A 24426-nucleotide genomic window follows, 5' to 3' on the forward strand; every position below is an offset into this window, starting at 1 on the left:
CCGCAGATTGCTCTCCCTGCACGCGTGCAGTACGGCTCACCGAACTCCCCACGTTCTCTGGAGCGAAGCATGCGAAAGAAGATTGGCGCGGCCGTGGTCGGCCTCGCGGTCGCGGGCGTTTCCCTGCTCGCCACCGGCAGCGCAAGCAGCCATGGCTACACCGACAACCCCCTCAGCCGTCAGAAGCTCTGTGCCAACGGCACGGTGACGAACTGCGGCAACATCCAGTGGGAGCCGCAGAGCGTCGAGGGGCCCAAGGGCTTCCCGGCCGGCGGCCCCGCCGACGGCAAGATCTGCTCGGGCGGCAACGGTCAGTTCGCGCAGCTCGACGACCCGCGCGGCGGCACTTGGCCCACCACCAAGGTCTCCGGAGGTCAGAGCTACAACTTCCGTTGGCAGTTCACCGCCAGGCACTCCACGACCGACTTCAAGTACTACATCACCAAGAGCGGATGGAACCCGTCTCAGCCGCTCACCCGGGCGGCCCTGGACTCCCAGCCGTTCCTGACCGTGCCGTACAACAACCAGCAGCCGCCGGCAACGCTCTCGCACTCGGGCACGTTGCCGTCGAAGTCCGGCCGGCACATGATCGTGGCCGTCTGGACCATCGCTGACACGGCGAACGCGTTCTACTCGTGCTCCGACGTCCAGTTCTGAGCACGGAGCACTGAGTACGGATCACTGAGCGCTGAGTTCTGAGCGCTGAGTTCCGACCAGGTGGCCGACGCGTAGTCGGTCACCGACCGTAAGACCCCTCGGGGAGCGTGGTTCCGCCGGTCCGCTGCCGCGCGGTCCGCGCTTCCCGAGGCGCACCTCACTCCCGTACCCCGGCCGGCTCCACCGCCGTGATCCTCCGCGTGATTCCCCGCGAGATCACCGGCCCCGTCGACCGGGAACACATCGGTCAACTAGGGACGGACCCATCAAGTAGTGCCGTCTGATGATGTGTTCAGCGTACGAAGGGGTTTCCTGAAGCCGCGATTTGGGGGACCATTCCCGCGGCGGTCATCGCGCGTAGACCCGTGCGACAGCCGTGCCGTTCAGCCTTAGGGCGCTCCATGCCGCCGGGCAGGGAGCATCTCCCCCCATTTCCCTTCCGGAGGATTTCCGCCATGCGCCGACTTCTGGCTCTGCCGCTCGCCGCGGCCATACTCGCCCTTCCTGCCGCCCTGCTGACGGCCAGTCAGGCTGTGGCCGCGCCGGCCGACAAGCCGCAGGTCCTCAGCAACTTCACCCAGGGCACGGCCGGCAGCTACAACTCGTGGGTCGCGGCCCGCGGCAACCAGGGTGCCTGGTCGGCGTACGGCTTCGACTGGTCCACGGACTACTGCTCGAGCTCGCCCGACAACCCCTTCGGCTTCCCCTTCCAGACCGCGTGCGCCCGCCACGACTTCGGCTACCGCAACTACAAGGCGGCCGGTTCGTTCGACGCCAACAAGGGGCGGATCGACTCCGCCTTCTACTCGGACCTGAAGCGCGTGTGCTCGGGGTACTCCGGCGCGACGAAGGCCTCCTGTGACGCCACGGCGTGGACGTACTACCACGCGGTCGACATCTTCGGCGTGACGCCGATGGTGGACGGCAACAAGTCCGTCGTCTGAGACACCGACACACAGACACGCCGACACACAGACACGCCGACACACAGACACGCGGACGCACACACGGACGCACGAGTAAGGGCCCCTCGCTCTCGCGAGGGGCCCTTGCCCTGTCTGTGCGCCGCCAGGGACTCGAACCCCGGACCCGCTGATTAAGAGTCAGCTGCTCTAACCAACTGAGCTAGCGGCGCCTGCTGACTCGAAAATAATACCCGGTGCTCCAGGGTGCTACGGACCACGCTTCCTTGACGGGGCCGGTGGTCAGAGCACCGCGCCGAGGAACTCGCGCGTACGGTCGTGCTCCGGATCGGTGAACATCTTCTCCGGTGATCCGGACTCGATGACCTTGCCGGAGTCGAACATCATGACGTCGTCGGAGATGTCCCGGGCGAAGTTCATCTCGTGTGTGACACAGAGCATCGTGATGTCCGTGGTGCGGGCGATGTCCCGCAGTACGTCCAGCACGCCGGCGACGAGCTCGGGGTCGAGCGCGGAGGTGACCTCGTCCAGCAGCAGGACCTGCGGGCGCATCGCCAGCGCGCGGGCGATGGCCACGCGCTGCTGCTGCCCGCCCGAGAGCTGTGTCGGCTTCGCCTGGCACCGGTCGCCGAGGCCGACCAGGTCGAGCAGCTCACGGCCGCGCTGCTCGGCCTCGTCCCTGCTCAGGCCGAGCACCCGGACCGGGGCCTCCGTGACATTGCGCAGCACGTTCATGTTGGGGAAGAGGTTGAACTGCTGGAAGACCATGCCGATGTTCTTGCGCACCTCGCGGACATGCTTCTCGTCGGCGGGAAACAGCCGGTCGCCGTTGACCGTGATGGTGCCCTCGTCCGGCTTCACCAAGGTCATCAGCAGCCGCAGGATCGTCGTCTTGCCGGAGCCGGACGGGCCGATCAGGGTGACGTGCTTGCCCGGCCGCACCGAGAAGCACAGGTCGTCCAGGACGGTGTTCCCGCCGAACCGCTTGGTCACATTGTCGAAGCGGATCAGCTCGGCGGCCGGATCGGGTGCGGGGGACGCGGCGGATATACCGGCGCTCTTGGCGGTAGGGGTGTCAGCGGACAAGACGACGCTCCAGGGCTCGCATGAGAAGAGAAGCCGGGTAGGCGATGAGGATGAAGGCCACACCGACCACGGTCAGCGGCTCGGTGTACTGGAAGGTGGTCGCGCTCTCCAGCCGGGACTGCTGGAGGATCTCCAGCACGCTGATCCCGGCGAGCAGCGGGGTGTCCTTCAGCATCGAAATGACGTAGTTGCCCAGCGCCGGCACGATCCGCCGGATCGCCTGCGGAAGGATCACCGACACCCAGGTCCGGCCGACCGGCAGGCTGAGCGCCGTGGCCGCCTCCCACTGTCCCGCGGGCACCGCGTCGATGCCGGCCCGGTAGACCTGTGCGGTGTACGTCGAGTAGTGCAGGCCGATCGCGATCGTGCCGGTGGTCAGCCCGGAGAACTGCACACCCCACTCGGGCAGGACGAAGAAGAAGAAGAACAGCTGCACCAGCAGCGGGGTGTTCCTGATGAACTCGGTGATGACGTTCACCGGCCAGCGGACGAAGCGTGTCGGGGCCCGGAATCCGATCGCCCAGACCAGGCCGAGCGTGAAGGAGAGCAGCGAGCCGAGCACCAGGACCTGCAGGGTGAGGAGCAGGCCGTCCCAGAAGCGTGGCATGAAGTCCGCCACCGCGGACCAGTCCCAGCCGTTCATCGGGCGCCTCCCGGCGTCGTGGCGATGCCGATCCCGGCCTTGGTCCTGCGTTCGAGGGACCGCATACCGCGGGCGAGGACGAACGCGATCACGAAGTAGATCACCAGCGTCACCGAGTAGATCTGGGCGCTCTCCTGGGTGGCCAGGCGCACCAGATAGGCGGCGAACGACACATCGGCCACGCCCAGCAGGGAGACCAGCGCCGTGCCCTTCAGCAGCTCGATGAGCAGATTGCTGAACGGCGGGATCATCTCGGGCACCGCCTGCGGCAGCATGATCAGCCGCATACGCTGCCAGGGCGTGAAGTTCAGCGCGATGCCGGCCTCACGCTGCGCCGGTGCCACGGAGTTCAGCGCGCCGCGCACGACTTCCGCTCCGTACGCTCCGTACGACAGCCCCAGCGCCAGCACGGCCGCCCACATCGGGACGAGGGCCCAGCCGAACAGGCCCGGCATGACGAAGAACAGCCAGAACATCAGCACCAGTGCCGACGTGCCACGGAAGATCTCCGTGTAGAAGCCCGCGAGGAAGCGGACGAAGCGCGAGCGGTGGGTGCGGGCCATGCCCACTCCGAAGGCCACGGCGGTGGCCAGGGCGGCGCTGTACAGGGTGAGCTGAAGGGTGATCCAGATGCCGGGGAGTACCCAGTTGGTCCAGAGGCCGGCTGTCATGCGCACAGCTCCTCTGCGGTCAGTGTGGTCATCTCCGACTCGGTGAAGCCGAACGGCTTCAGGATGCGGAACAGCTCGCCGCTCTTCTTCATCTTGTGGATCTCGGTGTTGAAGGCGTCCCGCAGACCGGTGTCGGTGGGGCGGAAGGCGAATCCGCCGCCGTCGATCTTCTTCTTGCCGTCCACGAGTGGCGCGAACGGCTTGGTCGCCTCGGCCTTCCGGCTCTTCTTCACCACTTCACGCCCGGTGAGCGCGGTGCCGGCGAATACGTCGACCCGGCCGGACTCGACGGCGTTCAGCCCCGCGACAGGGTCCTGGAGAATGATGATCTCCTTCTCGGGGATGCCCGCGGATATCGCGTAGTCGATCTCCGCGTAGCCGGTGCCCGTGGCGATCTTCGCCTTGGCCCGCACCACGTCCTGGTACGAGTTGAGCCTCTTGGGGTTGCCCTTGCGCACGATGAACGAGTCGAGCATCTGATACTCGGGATCGGCGAAGATGACCTGATCACAGCGCTCTTTGTTGATGTACATCCCGGCCGAGACGACATCGAACTGCTGTGAGTTGAGGCCGGGGATCAGCGAGGAGAAGTCGGTGGCCACGGGCTGTACGCCGCCGATGCCCAGCCGCTTGAAGATCACTTTCGCCAGCTCCACCGCCTCGCCGGTGAAGTCGCCCTGCTCGTTGATGAATCCGTACGGCGCCTCACCGGCGATGCCGAGCCGCACCGTACGTTGCGACTTCAGCCGGGCGAGCGTGTCACCGGAGGGAACTCGGCCGCAGCCGGCGGCGCCGAGGGCCCCCGCGGCGCCCAGCACCGCCGTGCCCAGCAGCACCGATCGGCGGCCTATGAGTCGTTTTGTGGTTCTTTCCGTGTCGTGCTCTGGTGGTGGAGCCATGGGCGCGCGGCTACCCGGCTCCATTCGGGTTATGCACATCGGTTTGAGCCGATCATGTGCCCTTGACTCAACGGATCAGATGAGGACGATGAGGAGATGACCGACCGATTTGTGACTGTGTCGCTGGACAAGCGCGGGGTGCAGTGCACCGCGAAACTCCTGGATGACCGGGCTCCGGTCACCTGCCAGGCAGTGTGGGAGGCGCTGCCACTGGGCTCGGACGTGTACCACGCGAAGTACGCGCGCAATGAGATCTACGCGCTGTTTCCGGCCTTCGCCGCCGAGGAACCACCGCTGGAGAATCCGACCGTGACCCCCATTCCGGGGGATCTCTGTTACTTCACCTTCTCCGACACGGAGCTGGGCACCTCGTCCTACGGCTATGACGAGAAGGCCGTCAGCGGCCGCCGCACCGTCGTGGACCTCGCCCTCTTCTACGAGCGCAACAATCTCCTGATCAACGGCGACATGGGCTGGATCCCCGGCATCGTCTGGGGCACGGTGGTCGACGGCCTCGACCGGATGGCCGAGGCCTGTCAGGACCTGTGGCGGGCGGGCGCCATCGGCGAGACGCTCAGCTTCCGCCGGGCGTAAAGGCCCGTCGGCCCGCCGGACCGCTTCCTCGCCCCTCGCTCGCCCGCCGGCCCGCCCTCCCGCCGCTCAGTTGGCGGCCGGCGCCGGGATGCGCGCCGCGCCCGACTCGTACAGCGCGTGCGCGGCGCGCATCACCAGCGCGTCCGCGTGCCGGGCGCCGACCAGCTGAAGCCCGATCGGCAGCCCGTCCCCGTCGACCCCGCACGGCACGGTGGCGGCGGGCTGCTGAGTCAGGTTGAACGGGTACGTGAACGGCGTCCACGCCGTCCAGCGGCGCTGGCCCGAGCCGCTGGGAGTCTCCCGCCCCGCCTCGAACGCGGTGATCGGCAGGGTCGGGGTGACCAGCAGGTCGTACGACGCGTGGAACCGGCCGAGGCGCCGGCCCAGCTCCATCCGCGCGTCCACCGCCGCCAGATAGTCCAGCGCGCTGTAGCGCGTGCCCTCCTCGATGATCTCCCGCAGCCCCGGGTCGAGCAGCTCACGCTGCTCCGTGCCGAACGACTGCACCAGCCGGGCCGCGCCGCTGAACCAGAGCGTGTGGAAGGCCTCCACCGGGTCATGGATGTCCGGGTCGGCCTCCTCGATGTACGCCCCCAGATCAGCCAGCCGGCTCACCGCGCCCCGCACGGCCGCGGCCACCTCGGGGCGCACCGCGACCTGCCCGCCGAAGGACGGGGAGTACGCGATCCGCAGCCCCTTCACGCCGTCCGTCAGCGCGCCGCTCATGGTCGCCGCCGGGGCCAGCTGCGACCAGTCCCGCCAGTCCGCGCCGCTGATCACATCCAGCAGCAGCGCGGCGTCCGCCGCGTCCCGGGTCATCGGCCCGGCGTGCGCGAGCGTGCCGAAGGGGCTGGACGGATAGAGCGGCACCCGGCCGTACGTCGGCTTGAGCGCGAAGATCCCGCAGAAGGACGCCGGAATACGGACCGAGCCGCCGCCGTCCGTACCGATGGACAGCGGGCCCGCGCCCAGCGCCACCGCCGCCGCGCTGCCGCCGCTGGATCCGCCCGAGGTCCTGGACAGGTCGTACGGATTGCGCGTCACCCCGTTGAGCGGGGAGTCCGTGACGCCCTTCCAGCCGAACTCCGGAGTGGTCGTCTTGCCGACGAGCACCGCGCCGTGCTCGCGCAGCCGCGCCACGGCCGGCGAGTCCTCGTCCCAGGCGCCCTCGGCCGATACGGCCCTGGAACCGCGCAGGGTGGGGCCGCCGCGCTGCAGGAAGATGTCCTTCACCGAGACCGGCACCCCGTCGAGCAGTCCCTGTGGCTCCTTACCGCGCCACCGCCCGGCCGCCGCCTCCGCCTGGGCGAGCGCCGCCTCGGCGTCCACCCGGACGAAGGCATTGACCAGCGGCTGCACCGTCTCGATCCGTTCCAGCACCGCGCGGGTCGCGTCGACGGGCGAGAAATCGCCCTTCTCGTAGCCGGACAGGAGCTGCCGTGCGGTCAGGTCGGTCAGGAACGCGTGATCAGTCATGCATGGGGACGTACCCACGTTTCTTGTCCACCACGTTCGGGAGCGGCTTTCCGGCGGCCCAAAGTTCATACAAGTCAACGAATTGCTGGGCCAGCCGGTCGCGCCAGCCGACCGTGTCGCCGCTCATGTGCGGGGACACGATCAGGCCGGGGACGTCCCACAGCGGACTCTGCGCTGCCAGCGGCTCCTGCTCGAAGACATCGAGCGCCGCGCCCGCGATCCACCGCTTGGACACCGCGGCGACGAGATCGTCCTCGGCGACGAGCTGGCCGCGGCCCACATTGATGAAGTGCGCGGAGGGCTGCATCAGACCGAAGAGCCGCGCGTCGAACATCCCGCGCGTCGCGTCGGTGAGCGGCGCCGCGCAGATGACCCAGTCGGCCCCGGTGAGCAGCCGGTCCAGCTGGTCGGCTCCATGGACGCCGGGACGCGCCGTACGGCCGGTGACGGCCACCGTCACCCCCAGCGCCCGCAGCGTGGCGGCGATGGCGCGGCCGATCGGGCCCGCGCCGACCACGACCGCCTTGCTGCCCGCGACCCGCAGCCCCTCGCGATGGCGCCAGCGGCGCTGACGCTGGAGCTCCAGCGTCCCGGGAATGTCCTTCGCCATCGCGAGGACGAGCCCTGCCACATATTCGGCGATGGGTTCCTCGAATATGCCCCGGGCGTTGGTGACGATTGTCTCGGAGTCGATCAGTTCGGGGCAGAGCAGCCGGTCCACCCCCGCGCTGGCGGTGTGTACCCAGCGGGGCCGCGGGCCCTCGCCGGGCCAGGCGTTCCGTACCGCGTCGGAGGTGAAATCCCACGCCAGCAGTACATCGGCGAGTGGGAGCTGAGCCGCGAGGCTGTCCTCGTCGGCATACTGGATCCGGGCCCGTCCGGTGAGTCGGCCGAGCCGCGGCGGCGGGTCCGCCTCCAGGACGAGCAGGGTGGGTGCTGGCATGGGGAAGAGCCCTTCTGCCGGTACGGTTCTGCCGGTTTGCCAGTGCGAATACACTGGTCGGACGGGGTGAATCCGCCGGTTCGGCGGTGCCCGGGGCATTTCGCCCGGGAAAAATCCGTGCAACGTCTGAGATGCGCGGATTGACCAAGCTCGCACCTGGCTCCTACCGTCGTCAATAACAGGCTAAGGGGGCCAGACTTGCAAGTCTCCTTTCTCGGTGGACCGCAGCCGCAGCGTGGTGTCGGTGTGGTCGCCCCATTCGATTTCGCGCTGGATCGCGAGTTGTGGCGTTGGGTGCCCGACGAGATCTCGCTGCGCGTGACCAGAACGCCCTACGTTCCGGTCGAGGTCTCCCTTGACCTCGCCCGGCTGGTCAGCGAGCACGAAACGCTCGGTGAGGCGGTCAGGGCGCTCGGCGCGTCCGAGCCCGAGGTGATCGCGTATGCCTGCGCCTCGGGCAGTTTCGTCGGCGGTCCGGCCGGTGAGCGGGCCATGTGCGAGGCGATGACCCGGGCCGGCGAGGTGCCCTCGCTGACCACCTCCGGCGCGCTGGTCGAGGCGCTGGAGGAGCTGGGTGCCGGCCGTATCGCGCTGGTCACGCCCTATACGGAGTCGGTCACCCAGTCGCTGGAGGACTATCTCGGCGAGGTCGGGGTAACGGTCACGGGTCGCGCTTTTCTGGGACTGACCCGGCACATCTGGAAGGTGCCGTACCGCTCAGTCGTGGACATGGCGCGGCAGGCCGTCGTAGGGGCGGCCGACGCGCTCTTCATCAGCTGCACGAATCTCGCCACGTACGACGCGATTCCGCAGCTGGAGGCCGAGCTGAGGATGCCGGTGCTGTCCGCCAACCAGGTCACCATGTGGGCGGCGCTCCGCAGGCTCGGCGCGCATGCCGTCGGTCCGTACCAGGGGCTGCTGCTCGACCGGCCGGCGCAGACGATCCTGCCGATCCCTCCGGTGGAGGTGTTGCCGTCGGTGGAGGACCTGCCGCCGGTCGCTCCGATGGCTCCCATGGCTCCCATGGCGCCGATGGCACCGATGGCGCCGGTCGGGCCCGCGCCGGTCGGACCGGCGCTGGAACTGCCGCCGGAACCGAAGCCGGATGAACAGGAAGGCTGGACATGACCACCGTCGGACTCCTCTATCCCGGGCACTCCGCCGAGGACGAATACCCGCGCATGGAGATGCTGCTCGGCAGCGGCTTCAGACTGGCCGTCGTCCACACCGACATCGGTGAGGACGCCCACCGCGTGGAGGCACTCCTGCGGATGGGCGCGCCGGAGCGGCTCGCGGAGGGCGTGGAGGAGATCCGGCTGGCAGGGGCCCAGTCCGTGGTGTGGGCCTGCACGAGCGGAAGCTTCGTGTACGGATGGGAGGGCGCGCACGAGCAGACGCGCGCCCTGGCCTCGGCGGCCGGGCTCCCGGCGTCGAGCACGTCGTTCGCCTTCGTCCACGCCGCACGGGAGCTGGGCGCGCGGCGGGTCGCCGTCGCGGCGACCTATCCCGACGATGTCACCGGGTATTTCACCGCCTTCCTGAAGGCGGCGGGGTTCGACGTGGTCGCGGACCGGGCCAGCGGGATCATCACGGCGGCCGAGGTCGGCACCTGGGGCTGGGAGCAGGTGCTCGAACTGGCCCGCGCGGGCGACCACCCGGACGCGGACGTCGTGCTGATGCCGGATACGGCGCTGCATACGGCGGGGTATCTGACCGAGCTGGAGGAAGCGCTCGGCAAGCCGGTGCTCACGGCGAACCAGGTGACGGTCTGGGAGGGCCTGCGGCTGGCGGACCGCCGGGCCTGGGCGCCGAAGCTGGGCACGCTGTTCGCGACCCGGGTCTAGGCCGTGTCCGCAAAGTAGCGCCTGGCCGGCGGTGGCGGCGGCTCTCCGTTACTGTCCACGCCTCCTCCCGGCAAGGCGGGTCGGGAGGAGGCGTGGAGGGAGATGTCAGACGCCTTCATGCCTCTGCCACGACCGGACAGGGCCTAGGCCTGGACGACCCGCTCGGCGATACCCTTCTTGATCGTCACTTCAACCTTCATGCCGCCGTCCTTTGCGGCCATCTCCAGCTCGTCGGCGGTGCAGCTCTCCAACGCCGGAGTCTCGGGATCACCGCAGATCTCGCCGCCCTGGATCTGCGTGTCCTCGGCGAGGTAGAAGGGGCGGCCGTCCACCTCCAGCTTGCCGGGTGCCAGATAGGTCAGCGTGCCGGTGACCGTACCGTCCTTACGGTTCTTGGCACTGGCTTCCGAGTCGCCGGCGCCCCCGCCCGCTCCGCCGATAATCTTGGTCGCTATGCCCTTCTTGATCTCTACCTCGGCCTTGACCGTCCCGGTCTGGGCCGCCTCCTCGGCCTCGGCGGGGGTGCAGCTCTCCACCGCCGGAGTCTCGGGATCACCGCAGATCTCGCCGCCCTGGATCTCTGTGTCCTCGGCGAGGTAGAAGGGACGGCCGTCCACCTCCAGCTTGCCGGGTGCCAGATAGGTCAGCGTGCCGGTGACCGTACCGTCCTCACGGTTCTCGGCACTGGCTTCCGTGTCGCCGGCAGCATCGGCGGGGGCGCCCGCATCGGCGGGGGCGTCCGCACCGGACGAAGCGCCCGCACTGGAGGAAGCGCTCGCACTGGAGTCGGCAGCGGAATCTTCGGGGCCGCACGCGGTGAGAAACAGACCGGTAGCGGCCAGGAAACCGACGGCGGCGAGCGTACGGGGACGGGTGCGGTTGAGAGACATTTCAGAGTGCCCTTTCGGCGTCGATTTCTTGTGACCTTAGCCCGCCAAACGCCGTACGCATCAAGCCTGTTGGTCAGCGCCCACCTCTGTTGCACAGCCGAGGTGAACCGGTGGTATCTGTTACAGGGGGCCGTTCCGCTGTGACCATCCAGAAGCACACGGGAGGGCTGCGGGCAGCCCTTGGGGAATAACCGGAGAGGCCCTCCTGTTGAAGCCGGTTCGTACTGTCTTCATGCGCAGGAGGGTCTGACCGGTGGACGACGCGAGTCGAGGCACGACGGACGCGATTCGAGGCACGGCGAACGGAACCGCTCCCGTACCGCTGTCCGTACTGGACCTGGTCACGGTGGGCACCGGCTCCACCGCCACCCGGTCCTTGCGGACCAGCGTGGAGCTGGCGCGGCTCGCCGAGCGCAGGGGCTACCACCGGCACTGGGTCGCCGAACACCACTCCATGCCGGGCGTCGCCTCGTCCTCGCCGGCGGTGATCCTCGCCCATCTCGCCGCCCACACCGAGCGCATCCGCCTCGGCTCCGGCGGCGTGATGCTGCCCAACCACGCGCCCCTGGTGATCGCCGAGCAGTTCGGCACCCTGGAGGCGCTCGCCCCGGGCCGTATCGACCTGGGCCTGGGCCGCGCGCCCGGCACCGACGGGGCGACGGCCGCGGCGCTGCGCCGCTCGGACCGGCTGAACGAAGGTGCCGACGACTTCCCCGAGCAGCTCGCCGAGCTGACCCGCTTCCTGGACGACGACTTCCCGGACGGGCATCCGTACTCCCGTATCCACGCGGTCCCGGGACCGGTCCAGGGCCCCGCCGCCCGCCCGCCGATCTGGCTGCTCGGCTCCTCCGGCTTCAGCGCCCGGCTGGCCGGCGTGCTCGGACTGCCCTTCGCCTTCGCCCACCACTTCTCGGCGCAGAACACCATCCCGGCGCTCGACCTCTACCGCGACTCCTTCCGCCCCTCCGCGGTCCTCGACGCCCCCTACTCCGTCATCGGCGTGGCGGCCCTGGCCAGCGACGACGAACGCGAAGCCCGCCGCCAGGTGCTGTCCGGCGCCCTCTCCATGGTCCGCCTCCGCACCGGCCGCCCCGGCCTGGTCCCGACGCCGGAGGAGGCCGAGGCCTACCGCTTCAGCTCACTGGAGCAGGAGTTCGTGAACACCTGGCTCACCAACATCGTCCACGGCACCCCGGACGCGGTCCGCGACGGCCTCAACGACCTCCAGAAGCGCACGGGCGCCGACGAGCTGATGATCACCGCCAACGCCCACGGCGGCGAGGCCCGCCTCCACAGCTACGACCTGATCGCCGACGCCTACGGCTTCCCGGCCTGACGCGTCCGACGCGTACGGCCGCCGGCCCGCCCGGGGTGGGCGGGCCGGGGGGTGTCAGGGGTGGGTGGTGGGGATGGCCTGGGGGTAGTGGAAGAGGGCGGTCGGGTCGTAGCGGCGTTTGATGTCGGTCAGGCGGGTGTAGTTGGCGCCGTAGTAGGCGTTCTGCCAGCGCCGCAGGTCGGGGTCGGGGAAGTTCACGTAGGCGGCCGAGGTCTGCAGCTGGCGGCTCAGGGTGTGGTGGATCGCGCGTGTCTGGTTCACCAGCTCGTTCGACTCGGCGGCCGGGGTGTCCGCCGTCCAGCGGGCGCCGATGTCGATGACATACGTGGCGTCCCGGTGGGGGTAGGCGGTCTCGCGCGGGCCCGGGCTGTCGTTGTGCGCGCCCATGGCGAACAGGGTGACGTAGCCGGTGCCGCGGGCCGGGCCGGGACACCAGTTCCGTACCCACTCGACGATGCTCTCGACCGAGTGCCTCGGCAGCCACCGGTTGGGGACCAGCGACTTCGACGCCATGGCGCCCACTTCGGCCGCGGACATCAGATAGTCCTGGGCCGCCCAGAACTGGCGCTGCTCGATGAACTTCTTGACGGCTTTCAGCTCCAGCACACCGGCCAGGGACTTCCTCAGCTGGTCCGCCGTGCCCAGTCGCTGTCCCAGGACATTGAGGGTGCCCTGTCCGCTTCCGGGGCGGGAGAAGCCGACCCGGACGTCGAAGTCGCCTGCCCGGTCGTGGTCGAGGGTCTCCTGAAGCGCCGCCATCACGCGGACGCCGGCGTCGAGACGGAAGGTCAGGTCGAAGACCGTGGCCCGCCGGCCGCCGATGGGGACGGCGTGGAAGACGAAGCCGGTGTTGATACCGAAGTTGCCGCCCGCGCCGCCCCGGCAGGCCCAGAACAGATCGGCGTTTTCCTCGGCGCTCGCCCGCACCAGCTCACCGTTGGCCAGCACCACATCGGTAGCCTGCAGCCGGTCGCAGGTCAGGCCCCATTTGCGGTCGTTGAAGCCCAAGCCGCCGCCGAGCGTGAGCCCGGCCACCCCCACCCCTGGGCAGCGGCCCCCGGGGAAGTACAGGTTCGCGGCTCTGGCCGCGTACACGTCCGAGTTGGTGGCCCCGCCGCCCACCCGGAGCGTGCGGCTGCCGGTCACCTGTACCTGACGCATCCGGCGCAGCTCGATCAGCAGGCCCCGGGTCGTGGAGTAGCCCGCGTAGTTGTGGCCGCCCGAACGGGGCACCAGCGGGATGCCGTGCGCGGCCGCCCAGCGGACCGCGGTCTGTACGTCCCGCTCGGTGACGCAGGCCACGATTCCGGCGGGCCGGATGTCCGCGTACCGCAGATTGTCGGGCGGGGCCAGCCGTCCGTACTCGCCCTCGCCCGGCCGGTAGAGACCGGCCGCCGGGCTGAGGAGCCGGCGCAGTTCGCGCCAGGCGGCCCGCTCCGGCCCCCGCGCGGCGACAGCGGAACCGGCAGCGGGAGGGGAGAAGGGGGGTGAGGCGGGGGGTGTGAAGGGGGGTGCGGCCTGGGCCGTGGCGGGCGCGGCCACCAGCCCGGCCGTCAGTCCCGTCGCTGTCGCTCGCGTACCCAGGCGCAGCACATCACGTCGACTGGTCACAGTCGGAAGCCTTTCTTGAGTCACCCGTACGTCCGGGGTCTTCTCCGGGAGTACCACGTCAGCCAGGAATCTGCTACGCAGCGTGACCATCATGGCGAATTCGGGTGACACAAGGTCACCGGCACACCGGGCCGGTGCGGATCCGTCGGCTCAGAGCCTGTCGGGTGGCCTTCGATCGGAGAGCGGACGCGGTCTGGTGCGTGCGATTCCAAGGCGCCGGGATGTCCTCGTAGCGGAGCTACTAGGGCATTTCGGCAACGCGGGAAGCGTGCGTGCCAGGGCGTGGCCGCCCGATCAGAGGTCATCCGACAGGCTCTCAGGCTTCCAGCGGGCTGACGGCGATCATCTCCGCGATCCGCTCCGGTGCCACCGGGCGCGAGAACAGCCAGCCCTGCCCGGTGTCGCAGCCGATCCGCTGAAGCCGCGCCGCCTGGCCCGAGGTCTCCACGCACTCCGCGGTGACCGTCAGCCCCAGCCGGTGCGCGAGCTGGACCATGGCCTCGACGATCGTCTCGTCGGCCGGGCTCGGATGGACCCCTTCGTCGTACCGGAAGCCGCGGACGAACGAGCCGTCCAGCTTGAGGACCGAGACGGGCAGTCTGCTGAGATACGCGAGGTTCGAGTAGCCGGTCCCGAAGTCGTCGATCGCGATCCGTACGCCCATGTCGCTCAGGGCCTGGAGCGCCTGGAGGGGCCGGCCCGCCGAGCCCATCACCGCGGACTCCGTCAGCTCCAGTTGCAGCAGCTGCGGCGCGAGACCGGTCTCCGCGAGGATCTCGGCCACATCCGCGACCAGATCGGAGTCCCAGACCTGGCGTACGGCGACATTGACGCTGACGAAGAGCGGCCGGACGCGCGGATGGTCCTTCTGCCACTGCCGGGCCTGGCGGCAGGCCGTACGCAGCACCCACCGGCCGAGCTGCACGATCGAGCCGTCCTCCTCGGCGATCCCGATGAACCGATTCGGCGCGAGGGTGCCGAACTGCGGGTGGTTCCAGCGGACCAGCGCCTCCACGCCCCCCACGATCCCGTCGGCCATCCCCACCAGCGGCTGGTACTGGAGCACGAACTCGTCGCGTTCGATGGCCGGGCGCAGTGACGAGGTGAGCGCCTGCCGGGTCATCCGGTGCGCGTTGCGCTCCGGGTCGAAGAGGGTCCAGCGGGCCTTGCCGTCGGCCTTCGCCCAGTACAGCGTGGTGTCGGCGGCCTGCATCAGACCGGTCGGGGTGGTGCCCGCCGTGCTCCGCTCCACGACCCCGATCGACGCCGAGACCGAGAGCCGCTGCCCGCCCAGATCGAAGGGGCGCTGGAGCGCGCTGAGCACGGAGCGGGCGAGGTCGGCGAGTTGCTCCGTACCGGTGGAGTCCTCGACGAGGATCGCGAACTCGTCACCGCCGAGCCGGGCGACCAGATGGCCGCCGCTGCGCGTGTACCCGTCGTGGTCGGCGCATTCGGTGAGCCGGCTCGCGACGGCGGCCAGCAGCCGGTCGCCGGTGCGGTGGCCGAGGGTGTCGTTGACGGCCTTGAACCCGTCGAGGTCGAGGTAGCACAGGCCGATCCGCCCTGTTCCGCCATCGCCATTGCCATCGCCGGTGCCGGGGCTGTCGCCGGTGCCGGTGTCGTCGCGGTGGGACGCGCCTTCCACGTACAGTCCGCCCTCCACGTACGAGGCACCCTTGACCTGCGCCGAAGCCTCCAGCGCCGAGGCGAGCCGCTCGAAGAACAGCGTGCGGTTCGGCAGCCGGGTCACCGGATCGTGCATCTGGAGATGGCGCAGCCGTGCCTGCAGCTCGCGCCGGTCGCTGATGTCCGCGATCGACAACAGCACGGTCGGGCTCTCCGGCACGGGCGAGACGGTGATCTCGGCCCAAAGGGCGTGCCCGCTGGAGTGCTTGAGGCGGCGGGTGCAGCGGAACCGGGAGCGCCGGCTGTCCAGCACCTCGCGGTAGGCGTGCCAGGTGCGGGGGTCGGATTCGAGGTCGACGAGATCGGCCGCGGCCTGTGCGGAGAGCGCGGCGGGCTCGATGCCGAGGAGCGCGGCGAGCGCGTCGTTGGCGCTGATGACCAGGCCCTCGCGGTCGAGAACGGCCATCGCCAGATGGGCGGCCCGGAACGCGGCGCCGTAGTCGCGCAGCTCGGCGGCGGTTCTGCCGAGGGTATGACGCTCCGTGACCGGTGGCCGTACGGTGCCTGGCGCCGCGACTGTCGCGGAGTGCGGCCCTTCGGGGGTTCCGCTCACGGCTCGCTCCCGCGGTGCAGTGTTGTCGTACAGGGTGGTCGGAACGGTCGGCCAGGGAAAGTGTGCCGATCATAGAGGGAGGCCGGGCGGCCATTCCAGCTCCGCGCACGGAACGGGACCGCGAAAAGCCGCGGGAATGTCGCCGGACGATCGTTTATGCCTGCCTGTGGCCCTGGGCGAGCCCCTCGTGATCGGTTGTGACTTTCCGTGATCCACCGGGGTGTCGCAGCGCGGCGGACGCGGTCACCGCGGGCCGGGGATGTCGCGGGTGACCGGCGGGTGACGGGCGGGTGCCGGGCTTCTCGGGGATATCCGGGCTCCTCACCCGTGTGGGGCAGCGGAACAGGGCGTCTCACCACAAACCAGCACAAGGTGGGTGAGGTGTCCCCCAACCGCAGCCGGAGGTCCATGTGGAGCGTCAGCAGCCACCCGGGGGAGTGGACCGGCCGCGCCTGCGCAGCGGCGCCGCCGCCCTCACCTCCCTCGTGGCGCTCGCCGCCACGTCCCTGGTCGCGGGGCCCACGCTGGCCACGGCCTCCGAAGGACCCTGCGCCCTGCCCCGTACCCCCGCCCATCACTCGCTCGGCCTCGACACCTGGAACACCGCCTACCCGCGCCCGGACCGTGACCTCGACGCGGTCATGGTCTTTCTCTCCTTCCCGGACTCCAAGCCGCTGACCGATCCGCGGGAGCTGGCGGCCGATCACTTCCCGGCCACCAGCCGCTTCTACGAGCGGGCCTCGTACGGGAAGTTCACGCTGCGGGCGCACCCCGAGCTCCAGTGGCTGCGGATGCCGCGCACCTCCACCTCGTACGGGATGCGGCGTGACTGGAACCCCAAGCGGCGCACCGCCTATCTGCGTGACGCGGTGAAGGCCGCCGATCCGCTGGTCGACTTCTCCCGCTACGACGTCGTCTATCTGGTCGCCGACCCGGACGCGCCGGGCGTCGACTCCGACGCCACGAAGGTGGTGAATTTCGAACGGCCGATGAGAGCCGACGGGACGGACATCAAGCGCATCGTCACCGTCTTCGAGCGGCATCCGCCGGACCGCAATGTCCTGGCCCACGAGAGCGGGCATGTCTTCGACCTGCCGGACCTCTACCACCGGCCGGCGGACGGCAAGGGCGACTGGGACACCTATGTCGGGGACTGGGACGTGATGGGCAGCCAGTTCGGTCTCGCGCCCGATCTCTTCGGCTGGCACAAGTGGAAGCTGGGGTGGCTGGACCGGCGGCAGGTGCGCTGTGTGGACCCGTCGGGTACGAGTCTGCTCACCCTGGAGCCGATCGCCGCCGCACCGGCCGTGGGCGGGAGCAGCGGGACGAGGCTGGCGGTCGTCAGGACCGGCGAGGACACCGCCCTCGCCATCGAGGCGCGCGCCGCGACCGGCAATGACGCCCACACCTGCACCGAGGGCGTGCTGATCTACCGGGTGCGGAGCCGGACGGCGTCGGGTGGCGGGCCGGTCGAGGTGGTGGACGCCCATCCGCGCAGTGAGGCCTGCTGGGACCAGTCGGTGTACCCGCCGCTGGCGGACGCGCCGCTGGAGGTCGGCGAGACCTTTACGGTCCCGGGGGAGCGGACGAGGGTGGAGGTGGCGGACCGCACACCCGCGGGCGCCTGGACGGTCAAGATCACCCCGGGGGCGTGACACGAAAAAGCCCCTCGCGAGAGCGAGGGGCTTTTCCCGTCTGTGCGCCGCCAGGGACTCGAACCCCGGACCCGCTGATTAAGAGTCAGCTGCTCTAACCAACTGAGCTAGCGGCGCCTGCTGACGTCGTAGACCTTAGCACCCGGATCGGCGCGAGGAAAAATCGATATACGGAGGCCGGGTCCGGGGCCGTTTCAGGTGGTCAGGAGCGTGACCGCGGCCCTGGCGCGGGGTACGGCTCCGGCCCGGGGGCGGGGGGTACGTGCCGTCGCGCGGGCCACCCGCACACAGGCCCAGAGCAGCACGTCGGGCCCCGGCAGCCACGGATGGCGGGTGTCGGGGGCGACCACCCAGCGCGGCCCCGACGAGGCGCCGGCGGCGAGCGCCGGTACGGTCACCGCGTCGCCGGTGCCGTGACAGAGCAGGGGCGGTACGGCGCCGGCCCGCCCGCCGGGTCCTGAGTCGACAGGTCCTGAGTCGCCGGGCCCCGAATCGACAGGTCCGGAGGCAGCGGGCCCTGAGTCGCCGGGCCCTGAGTCGCCGGGTTCTGAGCCACCGGGCCCTGAGCCATCGGCCCCCGGGGTGCCCCACTCCTCCCAGGAGAGCAGGGCCGGTAACCGCTGGGCGGTGCCGGGCGCGGCGAAGAGCAGCATGCGGCCGTGGTGCGCGGCGACCGGCCCGGAGCCCGGTCCTTCGGACCACAGCCGGTTCAGCATGCGGCGGCCGAAGATCGCCGGGACGTTCACCACGTCGAAGGTGGAGCCGCAGGGGAGTACGCCGGGAGCGGTCGGGTGCGCGGCCCAGAGGGAGAGCGTGGAACGGGGATACGGTCCTGCGGAGGCGAGCCAGTCGGCGCCGGCCGCGGTGACCTGCGCGGTGTGATGGCGCCCCTCGTCACGGAGGAGGCTGAAGATGTCGGTGCGGCGCTCGTCGTCGCTCGTGCCGGGGGTCAGCGGGGATTCATCTCGTAGCCATACGCTCATGACACTCAGGTCTACTGGCAGTAACGGTTCTGTTTCGGAGAGTTCGCAGAAACCGGGACAGGGCAGGGCGGAGAGGCGTAACCTTCGCCCCGGCATATGCCATATGCCTGGCGCTCTACCCCTCAGCGGGATATTCGGGAGCAGTCCCGGCGCTCGGGCCGGGACCGGCCACCCCCTGATGAGGCATTACTTCCCGGACAGGCCGTCGCCGCGCAGCAGGTCCCGTCCGAACTCGACCATCTTCTTGGCATAGTCCTCGGTCCACTCCGCGCGCCGCGCGATGTCCGCGACCGTGAGCCGGTCGAAGCGGCGCGGATCGGCGAGCTGGGCGGCGGCGACCGCTTGGAACTCGACGGCCCGGTCGGTCGCGGCACGGAACGCGAGCGTCAGCTCGGTGGCTCTGGCCAGCAGCTCCGCGGGGTCGTCGAGGGATTCGAGGTCGAAGAAGTGCTCGGGGTCGGCGACCGCCTCCGAGGGCTCGAAGAGCAGCGGTGCGGGCCGAAGCCGCCGCTCGCTCCGCTCGGGATCCGGCATCTGATTCCTCCTGCTCGTGCGTGTACAGGCCCCTGGGCCACCGTCCATTGTCCCGCCCACCGCAAGTGGGCCTCCGGGGGCGTGCGACGCCCCGCGTGCGCGGGGGCCGCACGCGGGGCGGGAACCCCGGCGTCCAGCTGCCCCGCGTGCGGCCCCCGCCGCTCACGGCTGCAAGCTCACCACCCGTTGCTCATGGCCGCCAGCTCACCCGGTGCTCCGACAGCCGCGCCAGGACCGCGTGGTTCGCCTCCCAGCCGTCCGGGAACTTCACCGTGACCCCCAGCTGGACCGGCTCCGTCGACGGGTGCTCGTCGAGCAGCTCCGCCACACCCGCGCGGCACACCACGACACAGGCGTGCCGATGGCGGGAGGCGAGCACGCACAGCCGGCCCGTCTCCAGATGGAACGCCGTCGCGTCGGGCCGGCCGGAGAGCGGGTGCAGCACCACGGTGACATCGAACTCACGGCCCTGAAGCCGGTTCGCCGTGTCCACGGCGACCCCGCTCACGCCCAGCTCCGCGAGGGCCGCGCGGACCGCCGCCGCCTGGTCCCGGTGGGCCGTGCCGACCGCGACCCGGTCGGCGGTCACCGGCGCCGGGTCGGGGGAGCGCTCGCTCGTCGCCACGCCCCCGCGGTCCAGCAGCCTGCGGACCACCAGGGCCACGGCCCGTACCGCCTCGGGGTCCGTACGCGGCGTACGGCGGGCGGGCAGCTCCAGCAGCCCCCAGCCCGACTCGGCCGCTTCGTCGAGCACCCGGTCGGGGCCCGAGCCGTCGGACGCGACCCCGAATGTGAGCCGCCGGTCGCCGGGGCCCGTACCGCTGCGGAACGGGGTGTACGGGTAGAACGCGTCCGACACGAGAGGCGCGGCGGACGCCGGCAGCCGCCAGGAGACGGGCAGCCGGTGCTGGGGCAGCTCGGGGTTGTGCGCGAGGAGCGTGGAGACCGCGCTCGCGGACGGGTCGTACGACAGCCCCGCCCACTGGTCCGCGCCCACCACGCTGAACGGGTCCAGCTGGCCGGGGTCACCGACGAACAGCGCGTGTTCGAAGAGGCCCGCGACGGCGAGCAGCGCGTCGGAGCGCATCTGGTAGGCCTCGTCCACGATGGCGTGCCGCCAGGGCTCGACGCCCTGCACATGCGCCCATTTCGCGGCCGTCGAGATGACGACGTCGAGGCCCGCCAGGTCCGCCGCCTTCGCGGACTTGCGGACGTTCGGCAGGTCGTCCAGCGCCTTGTCGTACGGGTCGGGGTCGTTGCTGTGCAGCCGGCCGACCGGCAGCCCGGGATCCTTCTCCGCGAGCCGCGCGACCAGGTCGTCCACCTGGGCGTTGGTCTGCGCGACGACCATCAGCGGCCGCCCCGCCGCGGCCAGTTCCCGGGCGGCCCGCACGACGAGGGTCGACTTGCCCGCCCCGGGCGGCGAGTCGACGACGACACCGCGGTGCGCGCCGTGCAGGGTGTCGCGCAGGATCGCGTCGGTGGCGCGGGTGGCGGCGGCGCCGGGATCGAAGACGGCGGGCGCGGTCACAGGAAGTCCTCCTCGGTCACGGGGTCCGGGCCGGTGCCCGCGTTCTCGCCGGTGGCGTACGGGCCCGGAAGCGCATCCGGAACCGCACCTTCCGCACCCGGGGGCCCGCCGTGGGTCCAGGGCGTCTCTTCCGGGTCGGGCAGTTTCGGGCCGCCGCGCTGGTCGTGCTCGAAGAGCGTCCAGGCGATCCGCTCACCCTTCTCCGGCACGGAGCCGGGCGCGGGCTCCTTGCTCCTGCCCATGCGGTCGGTCAGCCGCAGCACCAGCACGGCGCCGTCGCCCGACTCCTCGTACCGCACGAACTCCGCCGACTGTGGCTTGCCGTCCAGCGAGCGGTACACCTTCGTGCGCTCGCCCAGATGCGGCAGGTCGTCGGTGCGGACGGTGACCAGCGGACGCGGCGACGGGCGCTTGCTCTCGCTGTACGCCATCACCACCTCCGTCACCTCACTCAGGAATGCCTCCCCGGACAGCCTGCGCCCGGCGAGCACCAGCGGGTCGTCCAGCGCCTCCTGCGCCTCCAGCTGCGCCTGCGCCGTCTCGCGCGAGGCGAGCTTCTGCGCGGCGGTTACCGCGTCGTCCCTGCGCGGCTGCGGCGGCTCCCCGGCGCGCACCCGGTCGCGATGGCCGGTGAACGACCAGCGGTCGCGCGTCCAGCGGTCGGTGACCCGCGCCCCCTCCGGCAGCTCCCGCAGCAGATCCAGGCCGCGCCACACCGCGTCCCAGGTCGGCCGCATGACGCCCGCGAGCAGCCGGCGGATCTCCCGCTCGGCGGCGGTCAGCCTGGCCAGCTGCTCCTCCGCGCCCGGACCGTCCTCGGCCGCCGCGAGCGCCTGGCGGGCCCGGTCGTACCGCTCGATCGCGGGCGCCAGCAGCCTGTTGTCGAACGCCGGGTCCGTGGCGGGACCGGCCGGCGGGCACACCAGCTGCCCGCCCCGGTCGCGCTCCAGCTCCGCCCGGAGCGCGGCCTCGGCGCCGGAGAGGCTGTCCGGCGGATCGGTCCAGGCGAGCAGCGCGCCGAGGTGCTGGTCCTCCAGGCTGGACTGCCCCGTCGCCCAGTGACGATTCAGCAGATCGGTCGTCGCGAGCAGCAGCGAGGAGCCGGGCACCCGGGCGCGCTCGCCGTAGTGCGTCAGCCAGCGGCCGAGCAACGGCACGCGCGGGGGCGCCGGATAGGGCGTGTCCGGGTCTTCCTCGGCGGTACGCCGGAACCGCATCGACCGCCCCAGCAGCCGGACGAACTCGATGCCGGGCCGGCTCGGCACGATCAGCTGCGGCGCGTCCACACACAGCTCGACCTCGACCTTGACCCGCTTTCCGGTCTCCGGGTCGGTCTCGTTGCGCTCGGCCGGTTCGATCACGTCGGCGTACGCGTCCAGATACGGCAGCACGGCCTCGGCCAGCTCGCCGAGGAACGCGAACCGCAGATCGCGGTCGCGCGGCTGCGCGACGGTCAGCAGCCGGGGCGCGTCCCGGTCCGTGCCGACGAGCGCGCCGAGCGGGGCGCCGGCCTCGCCCGCGGTGGTGAGCGGGACGAGCACGAGCGGCTGGTCGGAGATCCGCCGGTGCCTGACGGTGGCCAGCGGCTGGGCCTGCCCGCTCGCCACGGCCTCCAGCCGCGCGAGCGTACTGATCAGCGACATACGCCCCCGCCCTCCGTCCGGACCTGTCCCGGCACGCCGCCCCGCGCCGAAGCACCGGCCGCCCCCGCGCTCCCCATGCCCCGCTCGCCGTCAGGCACGTGCACCCGCTCGCCGTCAGGCACCCGCGCTCCGTCCGGCACCCGCTCGCCGCCCAGCACCCGTTCGCCGTCGGGCGGCCGCGCGCTCGCCAGTGCCTCCGCCCGCAGCTCCGCCGCCCTCCGCAGGGCCGCGACCGTCGGGTCCGCCGGGTCACCCGCTTCGCCGTGGGCCGCCGCCAGGACGGCGGTGACCGTGGTCAGCCCGCCCAGTTCGCCCCGTACGCTCCGGCCCAGCGCCTCCACCGCCTCCGCGGTGCGGGCCCGGGCGCGGCAGTGGAACGCCAGCTCGCAGGCGGCCAGGCACTCGGGGGCGTAGGCCGCGGAGACCGACTCCACGGCGGCCGTCAGCTGCTCGCCCGAGCAGTGGTCCACATCGAAGGTCGTGCCCTCGGGCAGCGCCGCCGCGATGTCCTCGATCCGGGTCAGCCTGGTCAGCTGACGGCGCGTCACCGACAGCTGCTTGCGTACGTCGACGACCGAGGCGGCCGGCAGATTGGAGAAGTCCTTGGGGCAGACCAGCAGGACGCGATGGCCCACCTCCGCGCCCGCCGTGCGGACGGCGACCCGCTCCAGCGCCAGCACATACACCGCGGCCTGCCGCGCCGCCGCGCCCACCTTCGCCGCGTCCGCGGAACCGTCGATCATCGGGAAGGACTTGATCTCCACGACCGTCCACCGGCCGTCCGGGTGCACCACCACCGCGTCCGGCTCCAGATAGGCGGGCGAGCCCGCCACCTCAAGGGCGAGCAACGGATGGTCCAGCAGCGCCCAGGCCCCCGCCTCGGTGGCCTCGCGCAGGGCCAGCGCCGTACGCGCCGTGCGTCCCTCGGGGCCGGCCGCCGACAGATCGGGGACGAGGACCTCACCGGGGGCGGGCGCCGGTGCCTGCCCGCCGAGCCGCTCGGAGACCAGCCGCATCAGCTCCGTACCGCCGTCGGCCTTGACCTTGACCTCGAACGCGTTCCCCCGCATGAACGCGAACTGCGACTGGCCGAACGGGGCGGGCGAGCCGAGCGCCGTCGCGAGCGCCGCCTTGTCGACCCCGGCGCCGTCCAGCAGAGCGCGCCGTCGGCAGCCGGGGTTCGCCGCGAGGGCGGCCAGCGCGCGGGCATCGAGCGGATGCGGCGCGACGGCCGGGCCGCGCAGCTCAGCGAGCCGTCGCCGGAGTGTCGTCTGCGGAGGAGGTGCTGGTGCGGGTCCGCTGCCCAGGGAATCGCTCACCCGCGGAAGTCTCGCATCCGCTGCTGACAATCGGGGATGTGCGGGGTGACGGGGACGTACCGGGCACGCGCTCGGCCTGGAAGCGGGCCGCGGCCCGTATCCGGTCGGCGGCCCGCATCGTGGGCCCGGTCAGCAGCGCCCCGGCGGCCATCACCGCGGCGCCCGCGACCGCGTCGAGGAAGTAGTGGTTCGCGGTCCCCATCACCACCACGGTGATCACCAGCGGATAGGCGACGCCCAGCCACCTCACCAGCGGGGTACGGGCGTGCCGCCACAGCAGCACCCCGCACCACAGGGCCCAGCCGACATGCAGGCTCGGCATCGCCGCGTACTGGTTGGTCATCCCGCCCAGACCGCGCGGCGCGCTCGCCTCCGTGCCCCACCAGCCGTACATGCTGTACTGCGCCATCGTGTCGACGAAGCCCTGCCCGGCGTCCAGCAGCCGGGGCGGGCAGGTGGGCAGAAGCGTGAAGCCGACCAGACCGAGGAGGGTGGAGAGCATCAGCCAGGTGCGGGCGGCCCGGTACTGGACGGAGCGGCGGCGGAAGATCCAGACGAGAATGGCCGGGGTGACGAGATAGTGGAGCGAGGCATAGGCGAAGTCGGCGGGTATGCCGAGGGCCGGGGTGCTGGTGAAGAGCCGGTTGAGCGGGTGCTCGGCGTTGAGGAAGAGCGCCTTCTCTATGCGCAGGATCGCCAGTCCGTGGTCGACGGCCGTCGACACATCGCCGCGGGCCAGCAGCCGGCCCGCCGAATAGGCGGCGTAGACCGCCACTATGACTATCAGCTCAGCCCACCAGCGAGGCCGGGGTCGCGGCCGGTACGTCTCGCTGGCGCTGTTCGGCATTCGGACGATCTCCATCATGTTTTCATGCGGCTTTCGGCCGACGTTCAACCGTACGGTGTTCGCGGTCGGATCCTTCGGCCGGGTGTACCCCCGAAGTCACGT

22 protein-coding genes and 2 tRNA genes are annotated in these 24426 nt (G+C 71.0%); 7 read left to right on the forward strand and 17 right to left on the reverse strand.

Annotated features, from left to right (window positions below):
- Positions 1 to 69: 69 nt before the first annotated feature.
- Together ACZ6MZ_RS18950 and ACZ6MZ_RS18955 are read left to right on the forward strand one after the other, a co-directional pair.
- Positions 70 to 657, forward strand: coding sequence for a lytic polysaccharide monooxygenase auxiliary activity family 9 protein (locus ACZ6MZ_RS18950; RefSeq protein ID WP_389783272.1), 588 nt, complete (start codon positions 70 to 72; stop codon positions 655 to 657).
- A 455-nt stretch (positions 658 to 1112) separates the two neighbouring features.
- The gene (locus ACZ6MZ_RS18955) at positions 1113 to 1601 is read left to right on the forward strand and encodes a phospholipase (protein ID WP_384184855.1); all 489 of its coding nucleotides are present in this window, start codon (positions 1113 to 1115) and stop codon (positions 1599 to 1601) included.
- 117 nt (positions 1602 to 1718) lie between these two features.
- On the opposite strand, the gene ACZ6MZ_RS18960 is transcribed toward ACZ6MZ_RS18955, so the two are convergent.
- From ACZ6MZ_RS18960 to ehuB, 5 genes are all read right to left on the reverse strand, one after another.
- Positions 1719 to 1792 (reverse strand) — tRNA-Lys (locus tag ACZ6MZ_RS18960).
- A 70-nt stretch (positions 1793 to 1862) separates the two neighbouring features.
- Positions 1863 to 2630: an ectoine/hydroxyectoine ABC transporter ATP-binding protein EhuA gene (gene ehuA, locus ACZ6MZ_RS18965; RefSeq protein ID WP_384185063.1), complete on the reverse strand. Its 768-nt coding sequence runs from the start codon at positions 2628 to 2630 to the stop codon at positions 1863 to 1865.
- Between the two features lie 25 nt (positions 2631 to 2655).
- Entirely contained in the window at positions 2656 to 3309 is a 654-nt protein-coding gene (gene ehuD, locus ACZ6MZ_RS18970; protein ID WP_384184852.1) for an ectoine/hydroxyectoine ABC transporter permease subunit EhuD, read from the reverse strand.
- The gene (ehuC, locus tag ACZ6MZ_RS18975; RefSeq protein WP_384184849.1) at positions 3306 to 3980 is read right to left on the reverse strand and encodes an ectoine/hydroxyectoine ABC transporter permease subunit EhuC; all 675 of its coding nucleotides are present in this window, start codon (positions 3978 to 3980) and stop codon (positions 3306 to 3308) included. Before ehuC ends, ehuD begins: the two co-directional genes overlap by 4 nt.
- A complete protein-coding gene (ehuB, locus tag ACZ6MZ_RS18980) occupies positions 3977 to 4879 on the reverse strand; it encodes an ectoine/hydroxyectoine ABC transporter substrate-binding protein EhuB (protein ID WP_469353095.1) in 903 nt (300 codons plus the stop codon). Before ehuB ends, ehuC begins: the two co-directional genes overlap by 4 nt.
- Before the next feature lie 96 nt (positions 4880 to 4975).
- Here ehuB and ACZ6MZ_RS18985 point away from each other — a divergent pair, with 96 nt between their 5' ends.
- A complete protein-coding gene (locus ACZ6MZ_RS18985; protein ID WP_384184843.1) occupies positions 4976 to 5473 on the forward strand; it encodes a DUF3830 family protein in 498 nt (165 codons plus the stop codon).
- A 66-nt stretch (positions 5474 to 5539) separates the two neighbouring features.
- On the opposite strand, the gene ACZ6MZ_RS18990 is transcribed toward ACZ6MZ_RS18985, so the two are convergent.
- Together ACZ6MZ_RS18990 and ACZ6MZ_RS18995 are read right to left on the reverse strand one after the other, a co-directional pair.
- Complete coding sequence (locus ACZ6MZ_RS18990; protein WP_469353097.1) at positions 5540 to 6949, reverse strand: amidase; 1410 nt, start codon at positions 6947 to 6949, stop codon at positions 5540 to 5542.
- Positions 6942 to 7892 carry a D-2-hydroxyacid dehydrogenase gene (locus ACZ6MZ_RS18995; RefSeq protein WP_389783280.1) on the reverse strand — a complete coding sequence of 317 codons (951 nt, stop codon included), beginning with the start codon at positions 7890 to 7892 and terminating at the stop codon, positions 6942 to 6944. Before ACZ6MZ_RS18995 ends, ACZ6MZ_RS18990 begins: the two co-directional genes overlap by 8 nt.
- Positions 7893 to 8090: 198 nt before the next feature.
- Here ACZ6MZ_RS18995 and ACZ6MZ_RS19000 point away from each other — a divergent pair, with 198 nt between their 5' ends.
- Together ACZ6MZ_RS19000 and ACZ6MZ_RS19005 are read left to right on the forward strand one after the other, a co-directional pair.
- Entirely contained in the window at positions 8091 to 9020 is a 930-nt protein-coding gene (locus tag ACZ6MZ_RS19000; protein WP_469353100.1) for a maleate cis-trans isomerase family protein, read from the forward strand.
- Positions 9017 to 9736 (forward strand): maleate cis-trans isomerase family protein, encoded by a 720-nt coding sequence (locus tag ACZ6MZ_RS19005; RefSeq protein WP_384184832.1) that lies wholly within the window; start codon positions 9017 to 9019, stop codon positions 9734 to 9736. The genes ACZ6MZ_RS19000 and ACZ6MZ_RS19005 overlap by 4 nt, the downstream gene beginning before the upstream one ends.
- A gap of 143 nt (positions 9737 to 9879) precedes the next feature.
- Here ACZ6MZ_RS19005 and ACZ6MZ_RS19010 read toward each other — a convergent pair whose 3' ends face one another.
- Positions 9880 to 10626 (reverse strand): hypothetical protein, encoded by a 747-nt coding sequence (locus ACZ6MZ_RS19010; RefSeq protein ID WP_469353102.1) that lies wholly within the window; start codon positions 10624 to 10626, stop codon positions 9880 to 9882.
- 253 nt (positions 10627 to 10879) lie between these two features.
- Here ACZ6MZ_RS19010 and ACZ6MZ_RS19015 point away from each other — a divergent pair, with 253 nt between their 5' ends.
- Positions 10880 to 11962 carry an LLM class flavin-dependent oxidoreductase gene (locus ACZ6MZ_RS19015; protein WP_384184827.1) on the forward strand — a complete coding sequence of 361 codons (1083 nt, stop codon included), beginning with the start codon at positions 10880 to 10882 and terminating at the stop codon, positions 11960 to 11962.
- Positions 11963 to 12016: 54 nt separating this feature from the next.
- Here ACZ6MZ_RS19015 and ACZ6MZ_RS19020 read toward each other — a convergent pair whose 3' ends face one another.
- Together ACZ6MZ_RS19020 and ACZ6MZ_RS19025 are read right to left on the reverse strand one after the other, a co-directional pair.
- Entirely contained in the window at positions 12017 to 13573 is a 1557-nt protein-coding gene (locus ACZ6MZ_RS19020) for an FAD-binding oxidoreductase (protein ID WP_469353103.1), read from the reverse strand.
- Positions 13574 to 13889: 316 nt separating this feature from the next.
- A complete protein-coding gene (locus tag ACZ6MZ_RS19025; RefSeq protein WP_469353105.1) occupies positions 13890 to 15812 on the reverse strand; it encodes a putative bifunctional diguanylate cyclase/phosphodiesterase in 1923 nt (640 codons plus the stop codon).
- Between the two features lie 410 nt (positions 15813 to 16222).
- Between ACZ6MZ_RS19025 and ACZ6MZ_RS19030 the strand changes: the two genes are divergently transcribed.
- Positions 16223 to 17467, forward strand: a complete 1245-nt coding sequence (locus tag ACZ6MZ_RS19030; RefSeq protein ID WP_384187100.1) for a M6 family metalloprotease domain-containing protein — start codon at positions 16223 to 16225, stop codon at positions 17465 to 17467.
- A 43-nt stretch (positions 17468 to 17510) separates the two neighbouring features.
- On the opposite strand, the gene ACZ6MZ_RS19035 is transcribed toward ACZ6MZ_RS19030, so the two are convergent.
- From ACZ6MZ_RS19035 to ACZ6MZ_RS19065, 7 genes are all read right to left on the reverse strand, one after another.
- A tRNA-Lys gene (locus ACZ6MZ_RS19035) sits at positions 17511 to 17584 on the reverse strand.
- Between the two features lie 77 nt (positions 17585 to 17661).
- Positions 17662 to 18450 (reverse strand): hypothetical protein, encoded by a 789-nt coding sequence (locus ACZ6MZ_RS19040; RefSeq protein WP_469353107.1) that lies wholly within the window; start codon positions 18448 to 18450, stop codon positions 17662 to 17664.
- Between the two features lie 186 nt (positions 18451 to 18636).
- A complete protein-coding gene (locus tag ACZ6MZ_RS19045; protein ID WP_384332828.1) occupies positions 18637 to 18984 on the reverse strand; it encodes a hypothetical protein in 348 nt (115 codons plus the stop codon).
- A gap of 190 nt (positions 18985 to 19174) precedes the next feature.
- Positions 19175 to 20515 carry an AAA domain-containing protein gene (locus tag ACZ6MZ_RS19050; protein ID WP_389783291.1) on the reverse strand — a complete coding sequence of 447 codons (1341 nt, stop codon included), beginning with the start codon at positions 20513 to 20515 and terminating at the stop codon, positions 19175 to 19177.
- Positions 20512 to 22158, reverse strand: coding sequence for a hypothetical protein (locus tag ACZ6MZ_RS19055; RefSeq protein ID WP_469353109.1), 1647 nt, complete (start codon positions 22156 to 22158; stop codon positions 20512 to 20514). Before ACZ6MZ_RS19055 ends, ACZ6MZ_RS19050 begins: the two co-directional genes overlap by 4 nt.
- The gene (locus ACZ6MZ_RS19060; RefSeq protein ID WP_469353111.1) at positions 22149 to 23477 is read right to left on the reverse strand and encodes a hypothetical protein; all 1329 of its coding nucleotides are present in this window, start codon (positions 23475 to 23477) and stop codon (positions 22149 to 22151) included. Before ACZ6MZ_RS19060 ends, ACZ6MZ_RS19055 begins: the two co-directional genes overlap by 10 nt.
- On the reverse strand, positions 23404 to 24324 hold the full coding sequence (locus ACZ6MZ_RS19065) for a phosphatase PAP2 family protein (protein WP_469353113.1): 921 nt from the start codon (positions 24322 to 24324) through the stop codon (positions 23404 to 23406). Before ACZ6MZ_RS19065 ends, ACZ6MZ_RS19060 begins: the two co-directional genes overlap by 74 nt.
- Between the last annotated feature and the right edge of the window lie 102 nt (positions 24325 to 24426).

It is taken from the genome of Streptomyces sp. NPDC042201, from assembly GCF_055582185.1.